Source organism: Pseudomonas sp. NPDC098740, assembly GCF_044760065.1.
Lineage (GTDB): Bacteria > Pseudomonadota > Gammaproteobacteria > Pseudomonadales > Pseudomonadaceae > Aquipseudomonas > Aquipseudomonas rossensis.
Genome location: NZ_JBIWAM010000007.1, coordinates 49659 through 68187, shown reverse-complemented (window position 1 = coordinate 68187; position 18529 = coordinate 49659). Strand labels below are relative to the sequence as shown.

General features: G+C 60.2%; 24 protein-coding genes. 16 read left to right on the top strand and 8 right to left on the bottom strand.

Annotation, left to right across the window (positions count from 1 at the left end; all coding sequences use genetic code 11):
• The first annotated feature begins 58 nt into the window (after window positions 1-58).
• The 5 genes from ACIQU2_RS11015 (at window position 59) to ACIQU2_RS10995 (ending at window position 3956) form a co-directional block, all read left to right on the top strand.
• Entirely contained in the window at window positions 59-631 is a 573-nt protein-coding gene (locus tag ACIQU2_RS11015) for a YqgE/AlgH family protein (RefSeq protein WP_046045231.1), read from the top strand.
• Window positions 631-1068, top strand: coding sequence for a Holliday junction resolvase RuvX (gene ruvX, locus ACIQU2_RS11010; protein WP_005792259.1), 438 nt, complete (start codon window positions 631-633; stop codon window positions 1066-1068). Before ACIQU2_RS11015 ends, ruvX begins: the two co-directional genes overlap by 1 nt.
• Before the next feature lie 84 nt (window positions 1069-1152).
• Entirely contained in the window at window positions 1153-1656 is a 504-nt protein-coding gene (gene pyrR / locus ACIQU2_RS11005; RefSeq protein WP_033060467.1) for a bifunctional pyr operon transcriptional regulator/uracil phosphoribosyltransferase PyrR, read from the top strand.
• A 27-nt stretch (window positions 1657-1683) separates the two neighbouring features.
• On the top strand, window positions 1684-2688 hold the full coding sequence (locus ACIQU2_RS11000; protein WP_007897943.1) for an aspartate carbamoyltransferase catalytic subunit: 1005 nt from the start codon (window positions 1684-1686) through the stop codon (window positions 2686-2688).
• Window positions 2685-3956: a dihydroorotase gene (locus ACIQU2_RS10995; RefSeq protein WP_403140475.1), complete on the top strand. Its 1272-nt coding sequence runs from the start codon at window positions 2685-2687 to the stop codon at window positions 3954-3956. The genes ACIQU2_RS11000 and ACIQU2_RS10995 overlap by 4 nt, the downstream gene beginning before the upstream one ends.
• Window positions 3957-4071: 115 nt before the next feature.
• Here the strand turns inward: ACIQU2_RS10995 and ACIQU2_RS10990 are convergent, their stop codons facing one another.
• On the bottom strand, window positions 4072-4503 hold the full coding sequence (locus ACIQU2_RS10990; RefSeq protein WP_403140473.1) for an NINE protein: 432 nt from the start codon (window positions 4501-4503) through the stop codon (window positions 4072-4074).
• Between the two features lie 250 nt (window positions 4504-4753).
• On the opposite strand from ACIQU2_RS10990, the gene ACIQU2_RS10985 reads away from it, so the two are divergent.
• Window positions 4754-5371 (top strand): C40 family peptidase, encoded by a 618-nt coding sequence (locus ACIQU2_RS10985; protein WP_403140471.1) that lies wholly within the window; start codon window positions 4754-4756, stop codon window positions 5369-5371.
• A gap of 130 nt (window positions 5372-5501) precedes the next feature.
• On the opposite strand, the gene ACIQU2_RS10980 is transcribed toward ACIQU2_RS10985, so the two are convergent.
• On the bottom strand, window positions 5502-6536 hold the full coding sequence (locus tag ACIQU2_RS10980) for a type IV pilus twitching motility protein PilT (protein WP_347802095.1): 1035 nt from the start codon (window positions 6534-6536) through the stop codon (window positions 5502-5504).
• 55 nt (window positions 6537-6591) lie between these two features.
• Between ACIQU2_RS10980 and ACIQU2_RS10975 the strand changes: the two genes are divergently transcribed.
• From ACIQU2_RS10975 to ACIQU2_RS10935, 9 genes are all read left to right on the top strand, one after another.
• Entirely contained in the window at window positions 6592-7290 is a 699-nt protein-coding gene (locus ACIQU2_RS10975) for a YggS family pyridoxal phosphate-dependent enzyme (protein WP_403140470.1), read from the top strand.
• Between the two features lie 33 nt (window positions 7291-7323).
• The gene (proC, locus tag ACIQU2_RS10970; RefSeq protein ID WP_403140468.1) at window positions 7324-8142 is read left to right on the top strand and encodes a pyrroline-5-carboxylate reductase; all 819 of its coding nucleotides are present in this window, start codon (window positions 7324-7326) and stop codon (window positions 8140-8142) included.
• A 10-nt stretch (window positions 8143-8152) separates the two neighbouring features.
• On the top strand, window positions 8153-8743 hold the full coding sequence (locus tag ACIQU2_RS10965; protein ID WP_403140467.1) for a YggT family protein: 591 nt from the start codon (window positions 8153-8155) through the stop codon (window positions 8741-8743).
• Between the two features lie 194 nt (window positions 8744-8937).
• On the top strand, window positions 8938-10080 hold the full coding sequence (locus ACIQU2_RS10960; protein WP_403140464.1) for a homoserine O-acetyltransferase: 1143 nt from the start codon (window positions 8938-8940) through the stop codon (window positions 10078-10080).
• Between the two features lie 40 nt (window positions 10081-10120).
• Window positions 10121-10741 (top strand): methionine biosynthesis protein MetW, encoded by a 621-nt coding sequence (gene metW / locus ACIQU2_RS10955; protein WP_403140462.1) that lies wholly within the window; start codon window positions 10121-10123, stop codon window positions 10739-10741.
• Between the two features lie 26 nt (window positions 10742-10767).
• Window positions 10768-11202, top strand: coding sequence for a DUF4426 domain-containing protein (locus tag ACIQU2_RS10950; protein ID WP_403140460.1), 435 nt, complete (start codon window positions 10768-10770; stop codon window positions 11200-11202).
• Window positions 11199-11795, top strand: a complete 597-nt coding sequence (gene rdgB, locus ACIQU2_RS10945) for an RdgB/HAM1 family non-canonical purine NTP pyrophosphatase (RefSeq protein WP_403140457.1) — start codon at window positions 11199-11201, stop codon at window positions 11793-11795. Before ACIQU2_RS10950 ends, rdgB begins: the two co-directional genes overlap by 4 nt.
• Window positions 11792-12997 (top strand): radical SAM family heme chaperone HemW, encoded by a 1206-nt coding sequence (hemW, locus tag ACIQU2_RS10940; protein WP_403140456.1) that lies wholly within the window; start codon window positions 11792-11794, stop codon window positions 12995-12997. The genes rdgB and hemW overlap by 4 nt, the downstream gene beginning before the upstream one ends.
• 22 nt (window positions 12998-13019) lie before the next feature.
• Window positions 13020-13343 carry a DUF3392 domain-containing protein gene (locus tag ACIQU2_RS10935; protein ID WP_046045220.1) on the top strand — a complete coding sequence of 108 codons (324 nt, stop codon included), beginning with the start codon at window positions 13020-13022 and terminating at the stop codon, window positions 13341-13343.
• Window positions 13344-13485: 142 nt separating this feature from the next.
• Here ACIQU2_RS10935 and ACIQU2_RS10930 read toward each other — a convergent pair whose 3' ends face one another.
• The 5 genes from ACIQU2_RS10930 to ACIQU2_RS10910 form a co-directional block, all read right to left on the bottom strand.
• Window positions 13486-14274: a hypothetical protein gene (locus ACIQU2_RS10930; protein WP_403140454.1), complete on the bottom strand. Its 789-nt coding sequence runs from the start codon at window positions 14272-14274 to the stop codon at window positions 13486-13488.
• Between the two features lie 178 nt (window positions 14275-14452).
• Window positions 14453-15178: a tRNA (guanosine(46)-N7)-methyltransferase TrmB gene (gene trmB, locus ACIQU2_RS10925; protein WP_403140453.1), complete on the bottom strand. Its 726-nt coding sequence runs from the start codon at window positions 15176-15178 to the stop codon at window positions 14453-14455.
• Window positions 15179-15187: 9 nt separating this feature from the next.
• Window positions 15188-15982: a thiazole synthase gene (locus ACIQU2_RS10920; protein WP_008068101.1), complete on the bottom strand. Its 795-nt coding sequence runs from the start codon at window positions 15980-15982 to the stop codon at window positions 15188-15190.
• Between the two features lie 60 nt (window positions 15983-16042).
• Entirely contained in the window at window positions 16043-16243 is a 201-nt protein-coding gene (gene thiS / locus ACIQU2_RS10915) for a sulfur carrier protein ThiS (RefSeq protein WP_007897898.1), read from the bottom strand.
• Window positions 16244-16333: 90 nt separating this feature from the next.
• Window positions 16334-16705 carry a DUF423 domain-containing protein gene (locus ACIQU2_RS10910; RefSeq protein ID WP_403140451.1) on the bottom strand — a complete coding sequence of 124 codons (372 nt, stop codon included), beginning with the start codon at window positions 16703-16705 and terminating at the stop codon, window positions 16334-16336.
• Window positions 16706-16779: 74 nt separating this feature from the next.
• Here ACIQU2_RS10910 and mtgA point away from each other — a divergent pair, with 74 nt between their 5' ends.
• A complete protein-coding gene (gene mtgA / locus ACIQU2_RS10905; protein WP_403140450.1) occupies window positions 16780-17502 on the top strand; it encodes a monofunctional biosynthetic peptidoglycan transglycosylase in 723 nt (240 codons plus the stop codon).
• A 147-nt stretch (window positions 17503-17649) separates the two neighbouring features.
• Here mtgA and rpoH read toward each other — a convergent pair whose 3' ends face one another.
• On the bottom strand, window positions 17650-18504 hold the full coding sequence (gene rpoH, locus ACIQU2_RS10900) for an RNA polymerase sigma factor RpoH (protein WP_007897890.1): 855 nt from the start codon (window positions 18502-18504) through the stop codon (window positions 17650-17652).
• Window positions 18505-18529 lie beyond the last annotated feature (25 nt).

The window sequence follows — 18529 nt, the reverse complement described above, 5'->3', positions numbered from 1 at the left end:
CGATCTTTTGACTTGCTTCAGCTTGTCAGTTCGCCCCTCCAACGCCACACTAGCGCTCATGAAGAACGTCAGCCCCAGCTACCTCAAGCATCAGTTCCTGATTGCCATGCCTCACATGGTCGACCCGAACTTTGCGCACACCTTGACCTACATCGTCGAGCACACGGCCAATGGTGCCATGGGGCTAGTGGTCAATCGTCCGCAAGACCTCAACCTGGCCGATATCCTCGAGCAACTGCGCCCCGACATCGAACCGCCGGTGCTCTGCCAGCATGTGCCGATCTTCATCGGCGGCCCGGTGCAGACTGATCGCGGTTTTGTTCTGCACCCCTCGGGGCAGAGTTATCAGGCCACCGTTGAGCTTGATGAGAAACTGGCCCTGTCGACCTCCCAGGATGTGCTGTTCGCCATCGCCGACGGCGTCGGTCCGGCGAAAAGCCTGATCGCCCTCGGATACGCTGGCTGGGAAGCCGGGCAGCTGGAAGCCGAATTGGCCCAGAACGCCTGGCTGACTTGCCCGTTCGATGCCGATATTTTGTTCAACACCAGCAGCGAACTGCGCCTGGAAGCAGCGGCCAAGCACCTGGGCGTCAATCTCAGCCTGCTGACCAGCCAGGCGGGACACGCCTGATGGCCCTGCGCCTGATTTTGGGTTTCGACTACGGCACCAAACAGATCGGCGTTGCGGTCGGCCAGGTGATTACCGGCCAGGCCCGCGAGCTGTGCACCTTGAAGGCACAAAACGGTATTCCCGACTGGAATCAGGTCGAAGCCCTGATTAAAGAGTGGAAACCCGATGCCGTGGTGGTTGGCCTGCCCTTGAACATGGACGGCACGCCGAGCGACATGTGCCTGCGCGCCGAGAAATTCGCCCGCCGCCTCAACGGCCGCTATAACTTGCCCTTCTATACCCACGATGAACGCCTGACCACGTTCGAAGCCAAGGGTGAACGGCGTGATCGTGGCGGACAAAAGGGCAGCTACCGCGACAACCCGGTGGACGCCATCGCCGCCGCCCTGCTGCTGCAAGGCTGGCTCGACGAAAACACCGCACTGTTCGAATCCTGAAGAGCCGCAACAAGCGTCTCTACTTAGCGACAACCCGAGCCACCTCTCCAGCAGAACCCGGCTCGGGCCCAAGAAGGAGCAACCATGAGCCTGCCCAATCCCGTTGAACTGATCAGCCAGATGGCGACCCGGCTTGACGCCTATCTGGCCAAACGTGGCATCAGCGAACCGCGCTACATCGGCATTCGTACCGGTGGCGTCTGGGTCGCCCAGGCGTTGCTCGATGAACTGGGCAGCGATTCGCCCCTCGGCACCCTGGACGTCTCCTTCTACCGCGACGACTTCAGCCAGAACGGCTTGCACCCACAAGTGCGCCCGTCCGCGCTGCCGTTCGAGATCGAAGGCCAGCACCTGGTGCTGATCGACGACGTGCTGATGAGCGGCCGGACCATCCGCGCCGCCCTGAATGAGCTGTTCGACTACGGCCGCCCGGCCAGCGTGACATTGGTGTGCCTGCTGGACCTGGACGCCGGCGAGCTGCCGATCCGCCCGAATGTGGTCGGTGCGACCCTGTCGCTGGCCGCCCACGAACGGGTGAAACTGTCCGGCCCGGAACTCAAGCTCGAACTGCAAGACCTCGCCCTTTAATTCGCCCTATTGAGAGTCCCCCTCGCGATGACGCCTCTAGAAACCAAGCGCCCGCTGCAGCTCAATGATCAGGGCCAGCTGCGCCACTTCCTCTCGCTCGACGGTTTGCGCCGCGAGCTGTTGACGGAAATCCTCGACACCGCCGACTCGTTCCTCGAAGTCGGCGCCCGGGCGGTGAAGAAAGTCCCGTTGCTGCGCGGTAAGACCGTGTGCAACGTGTTCTTCGAGAACTCCACCCGCACCCGCACCACCTTCGAACTGGCCGCCCAGCGGCTGTCGGCGGACGTGATCACCCTGAACGTGTCCACGTCGTCGGCGAGCAAGGGCGAAACCCTGCTCGACACCCTGCGCAACCTGGAAGCCATGGCCGCCGACATGTTCGTCGTGCGCCACGGTGATTCCGGCGCGGCGCACTTCATCGCCGAACATGTCTGCCCGCAAGTGGCGATCATCAACGGCGGCGACGGCCGTCACGCCCACCCGACCCAGGGCATGCTCGACATGCTCACCATCCGTCGGCACAAGGGCGGTTTCGAAAATCTCTCGGTGGCTATCGTCGGCGACATCCTGCACTCGCGGGTGGCACGCTCGAACATGCTGGCGCTGAAAACTCTCGGCTGCCCAGACATCCGCGTCATCGCGCCGAAAACCCTGCTGCCGATCGGCATCGAGCAATACGGCGTGAAGGTTTACACCGACATGACCGAAGGCCTGAAAGACGTCGACGTGGTGATCATGCTGCGCCTGCAGCGTGAACGCATGACTGGCGGCCTGTTGCCGAGCGAAGGTGAGTTCTACCGCCTGTTCGGCCTGACCACCGCGCGCCTGGCCGGGGCCAAACCGGATTGCATCGTCATGCACCCGGGGCCGATCAACCGCGGCGTGGAGATTGAGTCGGCGGTGGCCGACGGCCCGCACTCGGTGATCCTCAATCAAGTCACCTACGGCATCGCAATTCGTATGGCCGTGCTGTCCATGGCCATGAGCGGGCAGACTGCCCAGCGCCAATTCGAGCAGGAGAACGCCCAGTGAAGCTCAGCATTCTCGGCGCCCGCGTCATCGATCCGGCCAGCGGCCTGGATCAAGTTACCGATATCCATATTGAAGCCTGCAAGATCATTGCCCTTGGCGCCGCCCCGGCCGGTTTTGTCGCCGTCGACACCCTCGACGCCAAAGGTCTGATCGCCGCCCCTGGGCTGGTTGACCTGAACGTCGCCCTGCGCGAACCGGGCTACAGCCGCAAAGGTTCAATCGCCAGCGAAACCCGTGCCGCCGCAGCCGGTGGTGTCACCAGCCTGTGCTGCCCGCCGAAAACCAAACCGGTGCTGGACACCTCGGCCGTGGCCGAACTGATCCTCGACCGCGCCCGCGAGGCCGGCAACACCAAAGTCTTCCCGATCGGTGCCCTGAGCAAAGGCCTGGACGGTGAACAGCTTGCAGAACTGGTCGCCCTGCGCGATGCCGGCTGCGTGGCCTTCGGCAACGGCCTGGACAGCTTCCGCAACACCCGCACGCTGTGCCGGGCGCTGGAATACGCCGCAACATTCGACCTGACGGTGATTTTCAACTCTCAGGACCATGACCTGGCCGAAGGTGGCCTGGCTCACGAAGGCCCGACCGCCAGCTTCCTCGGTTTGCCGGGCATTCCGGAAACCGCCGAAACCGTGGCTCTGGCCCGTGATCTGCTGCTGGTCGAGCAAAGTGGCGTGCGCGCGCACTTCAGCCAGCTCACCAGCGCCCGAGGCGTGGCCCTGATCGCTCAGGCCCAGGCTCGCGGCCTGCCGGTGACGGCTGATGTCGCCCTGTATCAGTTGATCCTGACCGACGAAGCCCTGATCGACTTCAGCAGCCTCTATCACGTCCAGCCGCCGCTGCGCACCCGCGCCGACCGCGATGGCCTGCGTGAAGCGGTGAAATCGGGTGTGGTCTCGGCCATCTCCAGTCATCACCAACCCCACGAGCGGGACGCCAAACTGGCGCCGTTCGGGGCCACCGAGCCGGGCATCAGCAGCGTTGAACTGCTGCTGCCGTTGGCGATGACGCTGGTGGAAGACGGTTTGCTGGACCTGCCAACGCTGTTGGCGCGCTTGAGTACCGGACCTGCCGAGGCATTGCGCCTGCCGGCGGGCAAACTGGCGGTAGGTGGACCGGCGGACATCGTGCTGTTCGATCCGGCGGCTTCGACCGTGGCCGGTGAGACCTGGCTGTCCAAAGGCGAAAACTGCCCGTTCATTGGCCACAGCCTGCCGGGCGTGGTGCGTTACACCTTGGTGGATGGGCGCATTAGCCACCAGGCTTAAGACCGCGTCGCGGCAATCGCGAGCAAGCTCGCTCCCACATTTGACCGAGTTCCCCCAGAGGAATGCGGTCGAATGTGGGAGCGGCGGTGCGACGATTCGACTTGCTCGCGAAGGCTTACTGGAAGGCGCCTCTGTTCTGCGAATTGCGAATCGACACCTGATCATTCAGCGTCCAGAAGTCATACAGCACCCCCAGAAAAAACAACCCGCCCGTCACCAGGTACAGCAATCCGCTGATCCACTTCCCCTGATACATCCGGTGCACGCCGAACACCCCAAGAAACGTCAGCAGAATCCACGCAACGTTGTACTCGATAGGCCCGGCGGTAAAACGCAGGTCCGCTTCACGATCCATGGCAGGGATCAGAAACACGTCGATCAGCCAACCGATACCCAACAAACCGAAGGTGAAGAACCAGATCGTCCCCGTCACTGGCTTGCCGTAATAGAAGCGGTGAGCGCCGGTAAAACCGAAAATCCACAGCAGGTAACCGATCACTTTGCTGTGCGTGTCTTGATGAGGAACGGGCTGTTGATAGGTGTTCATTAAGGACCTCGATTCACACGATAGATAAATATTCTTTAAATCTTTGTGACTTTTTTACGAGTTGCCGACGTATGGCAAATGGTACTGTCTCTCCCGTCAAAGCCTTATAACACCTGGCGTCTGTCCGACAATCGCGTCCATTTTCCGCTTATTTGGTTCCGTTGACCCCAAGGTTGAATCGACCAACGGCCTCGGAAGGGCCAAAAAAGCTGTTATAAAGTTGCGCGCTAACTTATATGAGCCTTGCCTAATGCGTCCATTTTTCAAGACATGGCTAACCATTTGCCTTTTGATGCCACTGGCCGCCCACGCCACCAATCGTGAGCAACGTCTTCCTAACGTTAATGGTTACACCCAAAAATCCCATGTTTCTGCTCCTTCGAGTAAAAACAAACAAGCCGTAAAACGCGCTCCCCAGCTGAGCAGTAAAAGCAGCCTGGTTCCGCCAATGGCGACCAAGGAAAGCAGCGACGTGCTCAGCCGTGCCGTGAACGTCCTTGGTACCCCATACCGTTGGGGCGGCAGCAGCCCAAGTAAAGGGTTCGACTGCAGTGGCCTGGTGAAATACGCGTTTAACGACGCCACGTTCGACCTGCCGCGCACGTCCAATGCGATGGCTAGCGGTCATGGCGACAAAGTCGCTCGCAACGACCTGAAACCGGGCGACCTGATTTTCTTCAATATCAAGAGTCGTCGGGTCAATCACGTTGCCATCTACCTGGGCAACGATCGCTTCATCCACGCACCGCGTCGTGGCAAGTCGGTGAGCATCGACACCCTGAAGAAACCTTACTGGCAAAAACACTACGTGGTTGCCAAGCGGGTTATGCCGAAAGAGAAGAACACCCTACAGGTTGTTCAGCGCTGATTTGAAGCAAGATCAAAAGATCGTCCGAACGCGGCCCGAACCTGCGGCAGCTCCTACACGGGACTATGCATTTCCCTGTAGGAGCTGCCGCAGGTTCGGGCCGCGTTCGGACGATCTTTTGCTTTAAGCCTCAAAAACCATCCGGCGTCCGCGCCTTCTCCCGCGCATGCTCGCGGCTGATCAAGCCCTTGGTCACCAGCTCCTTCAAGCACATATCCAGCGTCTGCATCCCCAGGTTTCCCCCGGTCTGAATCGACGAGTACATCTGCGCCACCTTGTCTTCGCGGATCAGGTTACGGATCGCTGACGTGCCGAGCATGATTTCGTGGGCCGCGATCCGCCCGCCGCCGATCTTCTTGACCAACGTCTGCGATACCACCGCCAGCAACGACTCGGAAAGCATCGAACGAACCATCGACTTCTCGTCCCCCGGAAACACGTCCACCACCCGATCGATGGTTTTCGCCGCTGATGTCGTGTGCAGCGTGCCAAACACCAGGTGACCGGTTTCGGCAGCGGTCAACGCCAGGCGAATGGTCTCGAGATCCCGCATCTCCCCCACCAGAATCACGTCCGGGTCCTCCCGCAGGGCCGAGCGTAGAGCCGTGGCGAAGCTGCGTGTATCGCGATGGACTTCACGCTGGTTGATCAAGCATTTGCGCGACTCGTGGACGAACTCGATCGGGTCTTCGATGGTGAGGATGTGGTGATGACGATGGGTGTTCAGGTGATCGATCATCGCCGCCAGGGTGGTGGATTTGCCGGAACCGGTCGGACCGGTCACCAGCACCAGCCCCCGCGGCGCTTCGGTAATCTTGCGAAACACTTCCCCCATACCGAGATCGTCCATGCTCAGGACCTTGGACGGAATGGTCCTGAACACCGCGCCAGCACCGCGATTGTGGTTGAACGCGTTAACCCGAAAACGCGCCACCCCGGGCACATCAAAGGAGAAGTCGGTCTCCAGGTGCTTCTCAAAGTCCACCCGCTGAGTGTCGTTCATGATGTCGTAGATCAGCGCCTGCACCTGCTTGTGGTCCAGGGCCGGCAGGTTGATACGCCGCACATCGCCGTCGACCCGAATCATCGGTGGCAGGCCGGCAGACAGATGCAAGTCGGACGCGCCCTGTTTCGCGCTGAAAGCCAGCAGCTCAGTGATATCCATAGCGTTCCTCAATTCCAGTAGAATGCCGCGAACCTTCAGCCGCCGGCGCCTCTTGATGTCCACGATAGCAGACAACATCGCTCAGGTTAGTTCACGCATCCACGCCGCTGCCGTCGCCGCAAAACGCGACGAAGACAGCGTCCAGCTGCTGGCTGTGAGCAAGACCAAGCCCGCCGAAGCCCTGCGCGAAGCGTATGCCGCCGGGCTGCGCGACTTTGGCGAGAATTACCTGCAGGAAGCCCTGAGCAAACAGCTCGAATTGGCCGACCTGCCCTTGATCTGGCACTTCATCGGCCCCATTCAATCGAACAAGACTCGCGCTATCGCCGAGCACTTCGCCTGGGTGCATTCCGTGGATCGTTTGAAAATCGCACAACGCCTGTCCGAACAACGTCCTGCCGATTTGCCGCCTCTGAACATCTGCATCCAGGTCAACGTCAGTGGTGAAGCCAGCAAATCCGGCTGCACCCCGGCCGACCTCCCGGCGCTGACTAATGCCATCAGCAAACTGCCCCGCATCAAGCTGCGCGGGTTGATGGCGATCCCCGAGCCGACTGAAGATCGCGCCGCCCAGGATGCCGCTTTTGCTGCCGTGCAGCTTCTGCAAGCCAGCCTGAACCTGCCGCTCGACACACTTTCCATGGGCATGAGCCACGACCTCGAGTCGGCCATCGCCATGGGCGCCACCTGGGTTCGCATCGGCACAGCCCTGTTTGGCGCTCGCGGCTCTCAACAAATGCATGGCCAGCCATAACGTGGCTGACTCCTCTCTTTATAAGGACCTGACATGAGCAAGACTCGTATTGCCTTTATCGGTGCCGGCAACATGGCCGCCAGCCTGATCGGCGGCCTGCGCGCCAAAGGTCTGGACGCCGCGCAGATCCGCGCCAGCGATCCGGGCGCTGACACCCGCGCTCGCGTGAACGCTGAACACGGTATCGACGTGTACGCCGACAACGCCGAAGCCATCCAGGGTGCCGAAGTCGTTGTACTGGCGGTCAAACCTCAAGCGATGAAGGCCGTCTGCGAAGCGCTTCGCCCAAGCCTCAAGCCCAATCAACTGGTGGTCTCGATTGCGGCCGGCATCACCTGCGCCAGCATGAACAACTGGCTCGGCGCCCAGCCGATCGTGCGCTGCATGCCCAATACCCCGGCGCTGGTGCGTCAGGGCGTGAGCGGTTTGTTCGCCACCAGCGAAGTCACCGCCGAACAACGGCAACAAGCTGAAGAGCTGTTGTCGGCCGTCGGCATTGCGCTGTGGCTGGGCGAAGAACAGCAACTAGACGCGGTCACCGCCGTTTCCGGCTCGGGCCCTGCGTACTTCTTCCTGCTGATCGAAGCCATGACCGCCGCCGGCGTGAAGCTCGGTCTGCCAGCAGACATCGCTGCACAACTGACCCTGCAAACCGCTTTGGGCGCCGCTCACATGGCCGTGGCCAGTGACGTCGACGCTGCGGAACTGCGTCGCCGCGTAACGTCGCCTGCGGGCACGACGGAAGCGGCGATCAAGTCGTTCCAGGCCGGCGGCTTCGAAGCCCTGGTAGAAAAAGCACTCGGCGCCGCTGCGCACCGCTCGGCCGAGATGGCCGAACAATTGGGTCAATAAGGAGCCTTACATGATTGGATTGAACACTGCAGCGGTCTACGTGCTGCAAACCCTCGGCAGCCTGTACCTGCTGATCGTACTGCTGCGCTTCGTGCTGCAACTGGTACGCGCGAACTTCTACAACCCGCTCTGTCAGTTCGCCGTGAAAGCCACCCAGCCGCTGCTCAAGCCATTGCGCCGGATCATCCCGAGCATGTTCGGCCTGGACATGTCCTCGCTGGTGCTGGCGATCCTCGTGCAACTGGCGCTGATGGCCCTGACCCTGCTGCTGACTTACGGCACCATCGGTAACCCCCTGCAATTGCTGATCTGGTCGCTGATTGGCGTGACCGCGCTGTTCCTGAAGATTTTCTTCTTTGCCCTGATCATCAGCGTGATCCTGTCCTGGGTCGCACCGGGCAGCCATAACCCTGGCGCCGAGCTGGTGAACCAGATCTGCGAGCCAGCCCTGGCGCCGTTCCGCAAGATCATACCGAACCTGGGCGGCCTGGATATTTCGCCGATCCTGGCGTTCATGGTGCTCAAGCTGATCGACATGCTGGTGATCAACAACCTCGCCGCCATGACGATGATGCCGGAAATCCTGCGTCTACTGATCTGACCGGCAGGCTCACCGCGTCATCGTTCTTCGCGGGCAAGCCACGCTCCCACAGGGTATGCATTCCAATGTGGGAGCGTGGCTTGCCCGCGATAGCCGCACCTCGGTCTAACTGAATGAAATCAGGCCCGGCCTTTGCTTGCTGCTCGGGGCAGCGGTCTTTAGACTTACGCCTCATTTCAACGAGAGCAGGGTCGATGCCAGCTGCCTTTCCCCCCGATTCTGTTGGTCTGGTGACGCCGCAAGTGGCGCACTTCAGTGAACCCCTGGCCTTGGCCTGCGGCCGTTCGCTCCCAGCTTATGACCTGATCTATGAAACCTACGGCACGCTGAACGCTGCGGCGAGCAACGCCGTGCTGATCTGCCACGCCTTGTCCGGTCATCATCACGCTGCCGGCTTCCACAGCCCCGACGACCGCAAACCCGGTTGGTGGGATAGCTGCATCGGGCCTGGCAAGCCGATTGATACCAACAAATTCTTCGTGGTCAGCCTGAACAACCTCGGTGGTTGCAATGGCTCCACCGGCCCGAGCAGCGTCAATCCGGAAACCGGCAAGCCGTTTGGCGCCGACTTCCCTGTGTTGACCGTGGAAGACTGGGTTCACAGCCAGGCGCGCCTGGCAGACCGCATCGGCATCGGCCAGTGGGCCGCCGTGATTGGCGGCAGTCTCGGTGGCATGCAGGCGATGCAGTGGAGCATCACTTACCCGGATCGCATTCGCCACTGCCTGGCCATCGCCTCGGCCCCCAAGCTGTCGGCACAGAACATTGCCTTCAACGAAGTGGCGCGCCAGGCAATCCTCACCGACCCCGAGTTCCACGGCGGTTCGTTCCAGGAAGCGGGCGTGATTCCCAAGCGTGGCTTGATGCTGGCGCGGATGGTCGGGCACATCACGTACCTGTCCGACGACTCGATGGGTGAGAAATTCGGTCGTGGCCTGAAGAGCGAAAAGCTCAACTACGACTTCCACAGCGTCGAATTCCAGGTCGAAAGCTACCTGCGTTATCAAGGCGAAGAGTTCTCCGGGCGCTTCGACGCCAACACGTACCTGCTGATGACCAAGGCGCTGGATTACTTCGATCCGGCGGCGAACTTCGACGATGACCTGGCGAAAACCTTCGCCAACGCCCAAGCCAAGTTCTGCGTGATGTCCTTCACCACCGACTGGCGCTTCTCCCCTGCCCGCTCGCGGGAACTGGTGGACGCGCTGATGGCGGCCAAGAAAGACGTCTGCTACCTCGAGATCGATGCTCCGCAAGGCCACGACGCCTTCCTGATTCCGATCCCGCGCTACCTGCAGGCGTTTCGCAACTACATGAACCGGATTTCGCTTATATGAGCCCCTATCACTTGGGTAGAAAGCACTTGGGGAGAAAGCCATGAGAGCTGATCTGGAAATCATCCAGGAATGGATCCCCGCCGGTAGCCGCGTACTCGACCTCGGCTGCGGCGACGGTGAGCTGCTGACCTGGCTGCGCGATAACAAGCAAGTGACCGGCTATGGCCTGGAAAATGACCCGGACAACATCGCCGAGTGCGTGGCCAAGGGCATCAGCGTCATTGAACAGGACTTGGACAAGGGCTTGGGCAACTTCGCCAGCAACAGCTTCGACGTCGTGGTCATGACCCAGGCACTGCAAGCCGTGCACTACCCGGACAAGATCCTCGGCGAAATGCTGCGCGTCGGTCGCCAGTGCATCATCACCTTCCCCAACTTCGGTCACTGGCGCTGCCGCTGGTACCTGGCGAGCAAGGGTCGGATGCCGGTGTCCGATTTTCTGCCGTACACCTGGTACAACACGCCGAACATCCACTTCTGCACTTTCGAAGACTTTGAAGCGTTGTGCCGCGAACGTGAAGCCAAGGTCATTGATCGGCTGGCCGTAGATCAACAGCACCGCCACGGGTGGGCCAGTAAGCTATGGCCTAATCTATTAGGTGAAATCGGTATTTACCGCGTCAGCAGCCCTGGGCTGCAAGACCACAAGATCGCGGTCTGAACAGCGACACTTCGAGGAGAACGAACATGGGTCGTCTAGCGCTGTTTTTACTTACTGCCTGCCTGAGCGTCACCGCCATGGCCGCCGACGTCATCAAAGGTGACCGTCAGGAAAAATTTGGCGATGTGACGGTGCATTACAACACCTTCAACTCCACCTTCCTGACACCGGACATCGCCAAAGCGGCCGGGCTGACGCGAAGCAAGAACCAGGGTGTGATCAATGTCTCCGTGCTCAAGGATGGCAAACCTCTGACGGCTGAAGTCAACGGTACGGTCAAAGACCTCACCAGCCAAAGCGTCTCGTTGAAATTCAAACAGATCACCGAACAGGGCGCTGTCTACTACATCGCGCAATATCCGGTCGATCAGCAGGAAACCCGTACCTTCCAGATCAACGTGAAGAGCGGCGATAAAACCAACACCATCAATTTCAACCAAGAGCTTTTCCCTGGCCAATGATCAATTTCACGCAACTCGTACTGGCCAGCCACAACGCCGGCAAACTCAAGGAACTTCAGGCCATGCTCGGCGAATCGGTGCAACTGCGCTCGATCGGCGAGTTCAGCAGCGTCGAACCTGAAGAAACCGGCCTGTCGTTCGTCGAAAACGCCATCCTCAAGGCCCGCAATGCCGCGCGCATTTCCGGCCTGCCGGCACTGGCCGATGATTCTGGGCTGGCGGTGGATTTCCTTGGCGGTGCGCCGGGAATCTACTCGGCTCGTTACGCCGACGGTCAGGGCGATGCGGCGAACAACGCCAAACTGCTTGATGCTTTGAAAGACGTGCCGCGAGCCGAGCGCGGTGCGCAGTTCGTCTGTGTGCTGGCGTTGGTGCGTCATGCCGACGATCCGTTGCCGATTATCTGCGAAGGCCTGTGGCACGGACGAATCCTGCCAGCGGCCAGCGGCGAACACGGTTTTGGTTACGATCCGCTGTTCTGGGTGCCGGAGCGCGACTGCTCCAGCGCCCAACTGAGCCCGAGCGACAAGAACCTCATCAGCCACCGCGCCCGTGCAATGGATCTGCTGCGCCAGCGTCTGGGCCTGAAATGATCCACGACTCATCCGCGTCGCCGCTGATCTTCGGCGGCGATGCCCAATCGCCTCGGGCCGCGCTCCCCCTGCTGCCGCCCCTGGCGTTGTACATCCACATCCCGTGGTGTGTGCGCAAATGCCCTTATTGCGACTTCAACTCCCACACCGCCAGCCCGGTGCTGCCGGAAGAAGAGTATGTGGACGCGCTGCTGGCCGACCTCGATCAGGACCTGCATGCGGTCTATGGTCGTGAGCTGAGTTCGATCTTCTTTGGTGGCGGCACGCCGAGCCTGTTTAGCGCCGAGGCTTTGGGGCGCTTGCTCAAAGGCGTCGAGCAGCGCATTCCGTTTGCCAGCGACATCGAAATCACGCTGGAAGCCAATCCGGGAACGTTCGAGCAAGAGAAATTCGTCGCCTATCGGGCGCTGGGTATCAATCGCCTGTCGATCGGCATCCAGAGCTTTCAGGAAGAGAAACTCAAAGCGCTGGGGCGGATTCACAACGGTGACGAAGCGGTACGTGCCGCCGGCATGGCCCGCGAGGCCGGGTTCGACAACTTCAATCTGGACCTGATGCACGGTTTGCCCGATCAGTCCCTGGACGACGCCTTGAGCGATCTGCGCCAGGCCATCGCCCTGAAACCGACCCACTTGTCCTGGTATCAGCTAACCCTGGAGCCGAACACGGTGTTCTGGAACCAGCCGCCAACGCTGCCGGAAGACGACACGCTGTGGGATATTCAGGAAGCCGGTCAGGCGCTGTTGGCCGAGCACGGTTACGCGCAATACGAAGTCTCGGCGTATGCCCAACCCGGTCGTCCGGCGCGGCATAACCTCAATTACTGGAGTTTCGGCGACTTCATCGGCATCGGTGCCGGGGCTCACGGCAAGCTCAGCCACCTGGACGGGCGCATCGTCCGTACCTGGAAGACCCGTCTGCCGAAGGACTACCTCAACCCTGCCAAAAGCTTCAAGGCTGGGGAGAAAGCCCTGACCAATGAAGAACTGCCGTTCGAGTTCCTGATGAACGCCTTGCGACTGACCGCTGGCGTGGAATCGCGACTGTACCCGGAACGCACTGGGCTGAGCCTGGAAAGCCTCGCCGAAGGCCGTCGCGAAGCCGAACAAAGTGGCTTGTTGCAGGTCGAACCGTCACGTCTGGCGGCCACCGAGCGCGGACAACTCTTCCTCAATGACTTGCTGCAGACATTTTTGAGCTGATTTCAGCCTTAAGGGAAAACGAATGGATTTGATACTCGACCTGCTCGCCACCGCATCCCGCTGGAGCCGTAGCAACCTGTCTGAAATCGCTCTGGCACTGGTGGGCTGCCTGCTGGTGTTGTTTGGCGCCGATATCAAAGGCTGGGTCGACCAACGCCTGGGCAGCATCGCCGGCGCCTTGCGCGTCCCGCTGATGGCCCTGCTGTGCATGATCGGCAGCGGCGTCGCGCTGATCTACGCCACGCCGTGGATCATCAAAGGCCTGAGCCAGTTCAACAACTACAGCCTGGCGCCGGTGTTGTTGGTGGTGCTGGTGCTCATCGGTGTCGTCGCCGACCGCCGCTGACTTCAGCTACTTCCGAAAACAACCGTGGGAGCGAGCCTGCTCGCGATGGCGGCCTGACAGTCAACTGAGATGTTGAATGTTATGGCCTCATCGCGAGCAAGCTCGCTCCCACATTTTGTATTTAGGGCTGACTCGCTTTCTATTACTTGCTGGATAACCCGGCTGCGTTGCGCATCATAGCGCTCAGCCCGTGGAAGTCATTGCAGCCCAGCGCCTCAGCTTCATCCAGATAGGCAATATTCTGGCTGTCAGGCCGGTCGTTCTTGTTTACACGCGTCAGCGCCAGAATGTAGTTGGCCTCGGCCCGATATTGGTCTTCTGTCAGGACCAGCGCGACGGCGCGGGCCCGCATGGTCGCCAGCACGCCCTGCTGCGGCAATGGCGCCCCTGCATCCAGGAAACAGAGGGAATGCTTGGCCGGTAACGGATAGGCGTCACCATGGGTATCGGGTTTTTTCAGCAACTGTTCCAGCGACTGCAAGTACTTCAGGTGATCCGCGTTGTGCAGATCAAACCTTTCGTATGCCTTATCGCACAAGTGGTAATAGCAAACCGCAGACGCCAGCAAGCCTTGGTCCATGGCTTTTTGGTAAAAACCACAGGTCTCTTTGCGCGACCGCTCAGAGAACATCGGATTGTCCTGCAGGTTAGCCAGAAAGTACGTTGCAAGTGTGTGTCCGCCATCGGACGCTCGCTTCAGATTGTCTACGAGAGCCTCAAGATCACCTTCTGCATTGCGCAACTGCTCTGGGCTGTACTTGATTCCCGGTTCCCCGGCGGCCTCCAGCCTGATCTTTTCATCGGCTTCACGCTGGATTTTCGCGGCCACTCTCTGGGCGATTGCAAAGTATTCATCGGGAGTTACAACGCGTTCGCAAGCTGCAGAAAACAGCAGACTTAAAAACAGCGTGCAAGCGAAGATGACTTTCAAAACTTGTCTTCCTTTACAAGTGGGGACGTAGAGCTTTCGGCGGAAAAACGCTGATCTTGAACAGCACGTAAAACAAATGTGGGAGCGGGCTTGCTCGCGAAGACGTCGTATCAGCCAACATCAATGTTGAATGATCAACCGCATTCGCGAGCAAGCCCGCTTGTGTCTTGCGCAGGGTTTAGGACTGTTTTTCGAACTTCAGATCCCACACGCCATGCCCAAGTCGTTCGCCGCGGCGTTCGAACTTGGTGATCGGGCGCTCGGTCGGGCGCGGGACGCATTTGCCGTCTTCGGCCAGGTTGCGATAACCCGGTGCGACGTTCATCACTTCCAGCATGTACTCGGCGTACGGTTCCCAATCGGTGGCCATGTGCAGCACACCGCCGACCTTCAACTTGCTGCGCACCAGTTCAGCGAACGATGCCTGAACGATACGGCGCTTGTGGTGACGGCTCTTGTGCCACGGGTCCGGGAAAAACAGCATCAGGCGATCGAGGCTGTTGTCAGCCACGCAGCGGTTGAGCACTTCGATCGCATCGCAATCGTAGACCCGCAGGTTGGTCAGGCCCTGAGTGAGCACGCCATTGAGCAGCGCGCCAACACCCGGACGATGCACTTCCACGCCGATGAAATCCTGCTCCGGCGAGGCCGCGGCCATTTCCAGCAGCGAATGGCCCATGCCGAAGCCAATTTCCAGGGAGCGCGGCGCCGAACGGCCAAACACCTGGTCGAAGTCCACCGGCGCGTCGGCCAGCGGCAGGACGAACAGCGGCGTGCCCTGCTCCAGGCCTTTTTGCTGGCCTTCGGTCATGCGCCCGGCGCGCATCACGAAACTCTTGATGCGGCGGTGTTGGCGCTCGTCGCCTTCTTCCGGCTGGATAGGCGTTTCGTTTGATTCAGTCATCAATGGCTCTTACTTGATCAGACCATCCAGCGGCGAGGAGGCGCTGGCATAGAGTTTTTTCGGCATGCGGCCGGCGAGGTAGGCCAAGCGACCTGCAACGATGGCGTGTTTCATGGCTTCAGCCATCATGATCGGCTGCTGGGCATGGGCGATGGCCGAGTTCATCAGCACCGCTTCGCAGCCCAGTTCCATGGCGATGGTGGCGTCGGAAGCGGTGCCGACACCGGCATCCACCAACACCGGGATCTTGGCTTCTTCGAGGATGATCTGCAGGTTGTACGGGTTGCAGATCCCCAGGCCCGTGCCGATCAGGCCGGCCAGCGGCATGACCGCGATAACGCCGATTTCCGCCAGTTGACGGGCGATGATCGGGTCATCGCTGGTGTAGACCATCACGTCGAAACCTTCCTTGACCAGCACTTCGGCGGCCTTGAGGGTTTCGATCACGTTGGGGAACAGGGTTTTCTGGTCGGCCAGTACTTCCAGCTTCACCAGGTTGTGCCCGCCGAGCAGCTCACGGGCCAGGCGGCAGGTGCGCACAGCCTCGGTAGCGTCGAAGCAACCGGCGGTGTTAGGCAGGAAGGTGTAGCGATCCGGCGACAGGACTTCGAGCAGGTTCGGTTCGCCCGGGTTCTGGCCGAGGTTGGTGCGGCGCACGGCGAAGGTGACGATCTCGGCACCCGAGGCTTCGATGGCCAGGCGGGTTTCTTCCATGTCGCGGTACTTGCCGGTGCCTACCAGCAAACGCGACTGGTAAGTACGACCGGCCAGAACGAAGGGCTTGTCGCTACGAACGATGCTCATGGGAAATCCTCTGTAGGGGTGAGGTTCTTGCAGAATTCTGTGCCCTTAAGGGCCGGACGACTAGCCGCCGCCGATAGCGTGAACCACTTCGACGGAATCGCCGTCGTTCAGCGTGGTTTCTGCGTGCTGGCTGCGCGGGACGATATCCAGATTGAGTTCGACCGCCACCCGACGTCCAGTCAGTTCCAGACGGGTCAGCAGGGCCGCAACGGTTTCACCGTCGGGCAGTTCAAGGGATTCGCCGTTCAACTGAATGCGCATGCCGAATGCCGCCATCATTTTTAGGGGCTGGCATTCTAGCCCGATCAGTCTTGGCGACCCAAGCCATTCGTCATGAAATGGACTGCTCGGTCAGCTCAACCGCCAGGCGGCAAGCCCCAGGCAGAACCAGCCGACCAGAAATGCCAGGCCACCGAAGGGCGTAACGATCCCGAGCTTGCTGATGCCTGTCACCGTCAGCAGGTACAGGCTGCCGGAAAACAACAGAATGCCAATAGCAAATGATGCGCCGGCCCAGGTAATCAGTCGACCGGGAATCTGCGTGGCGAGCAGCGCTACACCCAGCAACGCCAGGGTGTGCACCAGTTGATAGGTGACGCCCGTATGGAAAATCGCCAGGTACTCGGCGCTCAGGCGGTTTTTCAGGCCGTGGGCGGCGAATGCGCCCAAGGCAACACCGGTGAAGCCGAAAAAAGCAGCCAGCATCAGGAAGCCACGCAGCATGAAGAACTCCAGTCAGACTCGATCCACAGGGTCTGTATAATGGCCCGCTCGACGGGTTCGGCCAAGCCATCTCTATGCTGCGTATATTTTTGCGACGATTCACGAAGGCCCTGCTCTGGTTCGCGGGTGGCAGCGTATTGCTGGTGCTGATCTTTCGCGTGGTACCGCCACCGGGGACGGCGCTGATGGTCGAGCGCAAGGTCGAATCCTGGTTCGACGGCGAGCCCATCGACCTGCAACGTACCTGGAAACCTTGGGATGAAATCTCCGATGACCTGAAAGTCGCGGTGATTGCCGGCGAGGATCAGAAATTCCCGGAGCATTGGGGTTTTGACTTTGGCGCGATCCAGGCCGCACTGGCCCACAACGAACTCGGTGGAACGATTCGCGGCGCCAGCACCCTGAGCCAGCAGGTCTCGAAGAATCTGTTTCTGTGGTCCGGCCGCAGCTGGCTACGCAAAGGCCTGGAAGCCTGGTTTACCGGGCTGATCGAAGTGTTCTGGCCCAAGCAGCGAATTCTTGAGGTGTACCTCAACAGTGTCGAGTGGGATGACGGGGTGTTTGGCGCGGAAGCGGCGGCTCGGCATCACTTTGGTGTTGGCGCCAAGGGTCTTAGCCGTCAACAATCGAGCTTGCTGGCCGCCGTATTGCCAAATCCGCGGGTGTGGAGTGCGAGCCATCCGACCAACTATGTTGCACGACGTGCGGGCTGGATTCGGCAGCAGATGAGTCAGTTGGGCGGTGACAGCTATTTGCTGGGGCTCAATGATTCTCGCCACGCGCCTTGGGCTCAATGACCCCAAACGTCAAAAGATCGCAGCCTTCGGCAGCTCAGGTGTACGCGCTCCCCTGTAGGAGCTGCCGAAGGCGGCGATCTTTTGATCTCAAACAAAAACGCCCCGATCAATCAATGATCGGGGCGTTTTTTATTGCCTGAGCTGCGGTTAGGCGGCGATCGACAACTTGAGCTTGTTCATCGCGCTCTTCTCGAGCTGACGAATACGCTCGGCCGACACGTTGTACTTCTGCGCCAGGTCATGCAGCGTGGCTTTTTCTTCCGCCAGCCAGCGCTGGTAGAGGATGTCACGGCTGCGGTCGTCCAGCACTTCAAGCGCTTCATGCAGGTTGTGGTTGGAGTTGTCGCTCCAGTCGGCATCTTCCAGCTGACGGGCCGGGTCGTACCGGTGGTCTTCCAGGTAGTTGGCCGGCGATTGGAAAGCACTGTCGTCGTCCGCTTCCGCGGCCGGGTCGAAGGCCATGTCATGGCCGGTCAGGCGACTTTCCATCTCACGCACTTCCCGCGGCTCTACGCCGAGGCTTTCCGCCACACGGTGGACTTCCTCGTTGTTCAGCCACGCCAGACGTTTCTTCTGGCTGCGCAGGTTGAAGAACAGCTTGCGCTGGGCCTTGGTGGTCGCGACTTTCACAATGCGCCAGTTGCGCAGGATGAACTCGTGGATTTCCGCCTTGATCCAGTGCACAGCGAACGAAACCAGACGCACACCCATTTCCGGGTTGAAGCGCTTCACGGCCTTCATCAGGCCGACGTTGCCTTCCTGGATCAGGTCAGCCTGAGCCAGACCGTAGCCGGAATAGCTACGGGCGATATGTACGACAAAACGCAGGTGGGCGAGCACCATCTGCCGAGCCGCCCCCAAATCCTGCTCATAATAGAGACTCTCGGCCAGTTCACGCTCCTGCTCCGGCGTCAGCAATGGAATGCTGTTCACGGTGTGCACATAGGCCTCCAGGTTCGCACCCGGGACCAGAGCATATGCAGGTTGCAAAGAATTGGTCATACGAAAAAACCTCCGACTTACATAA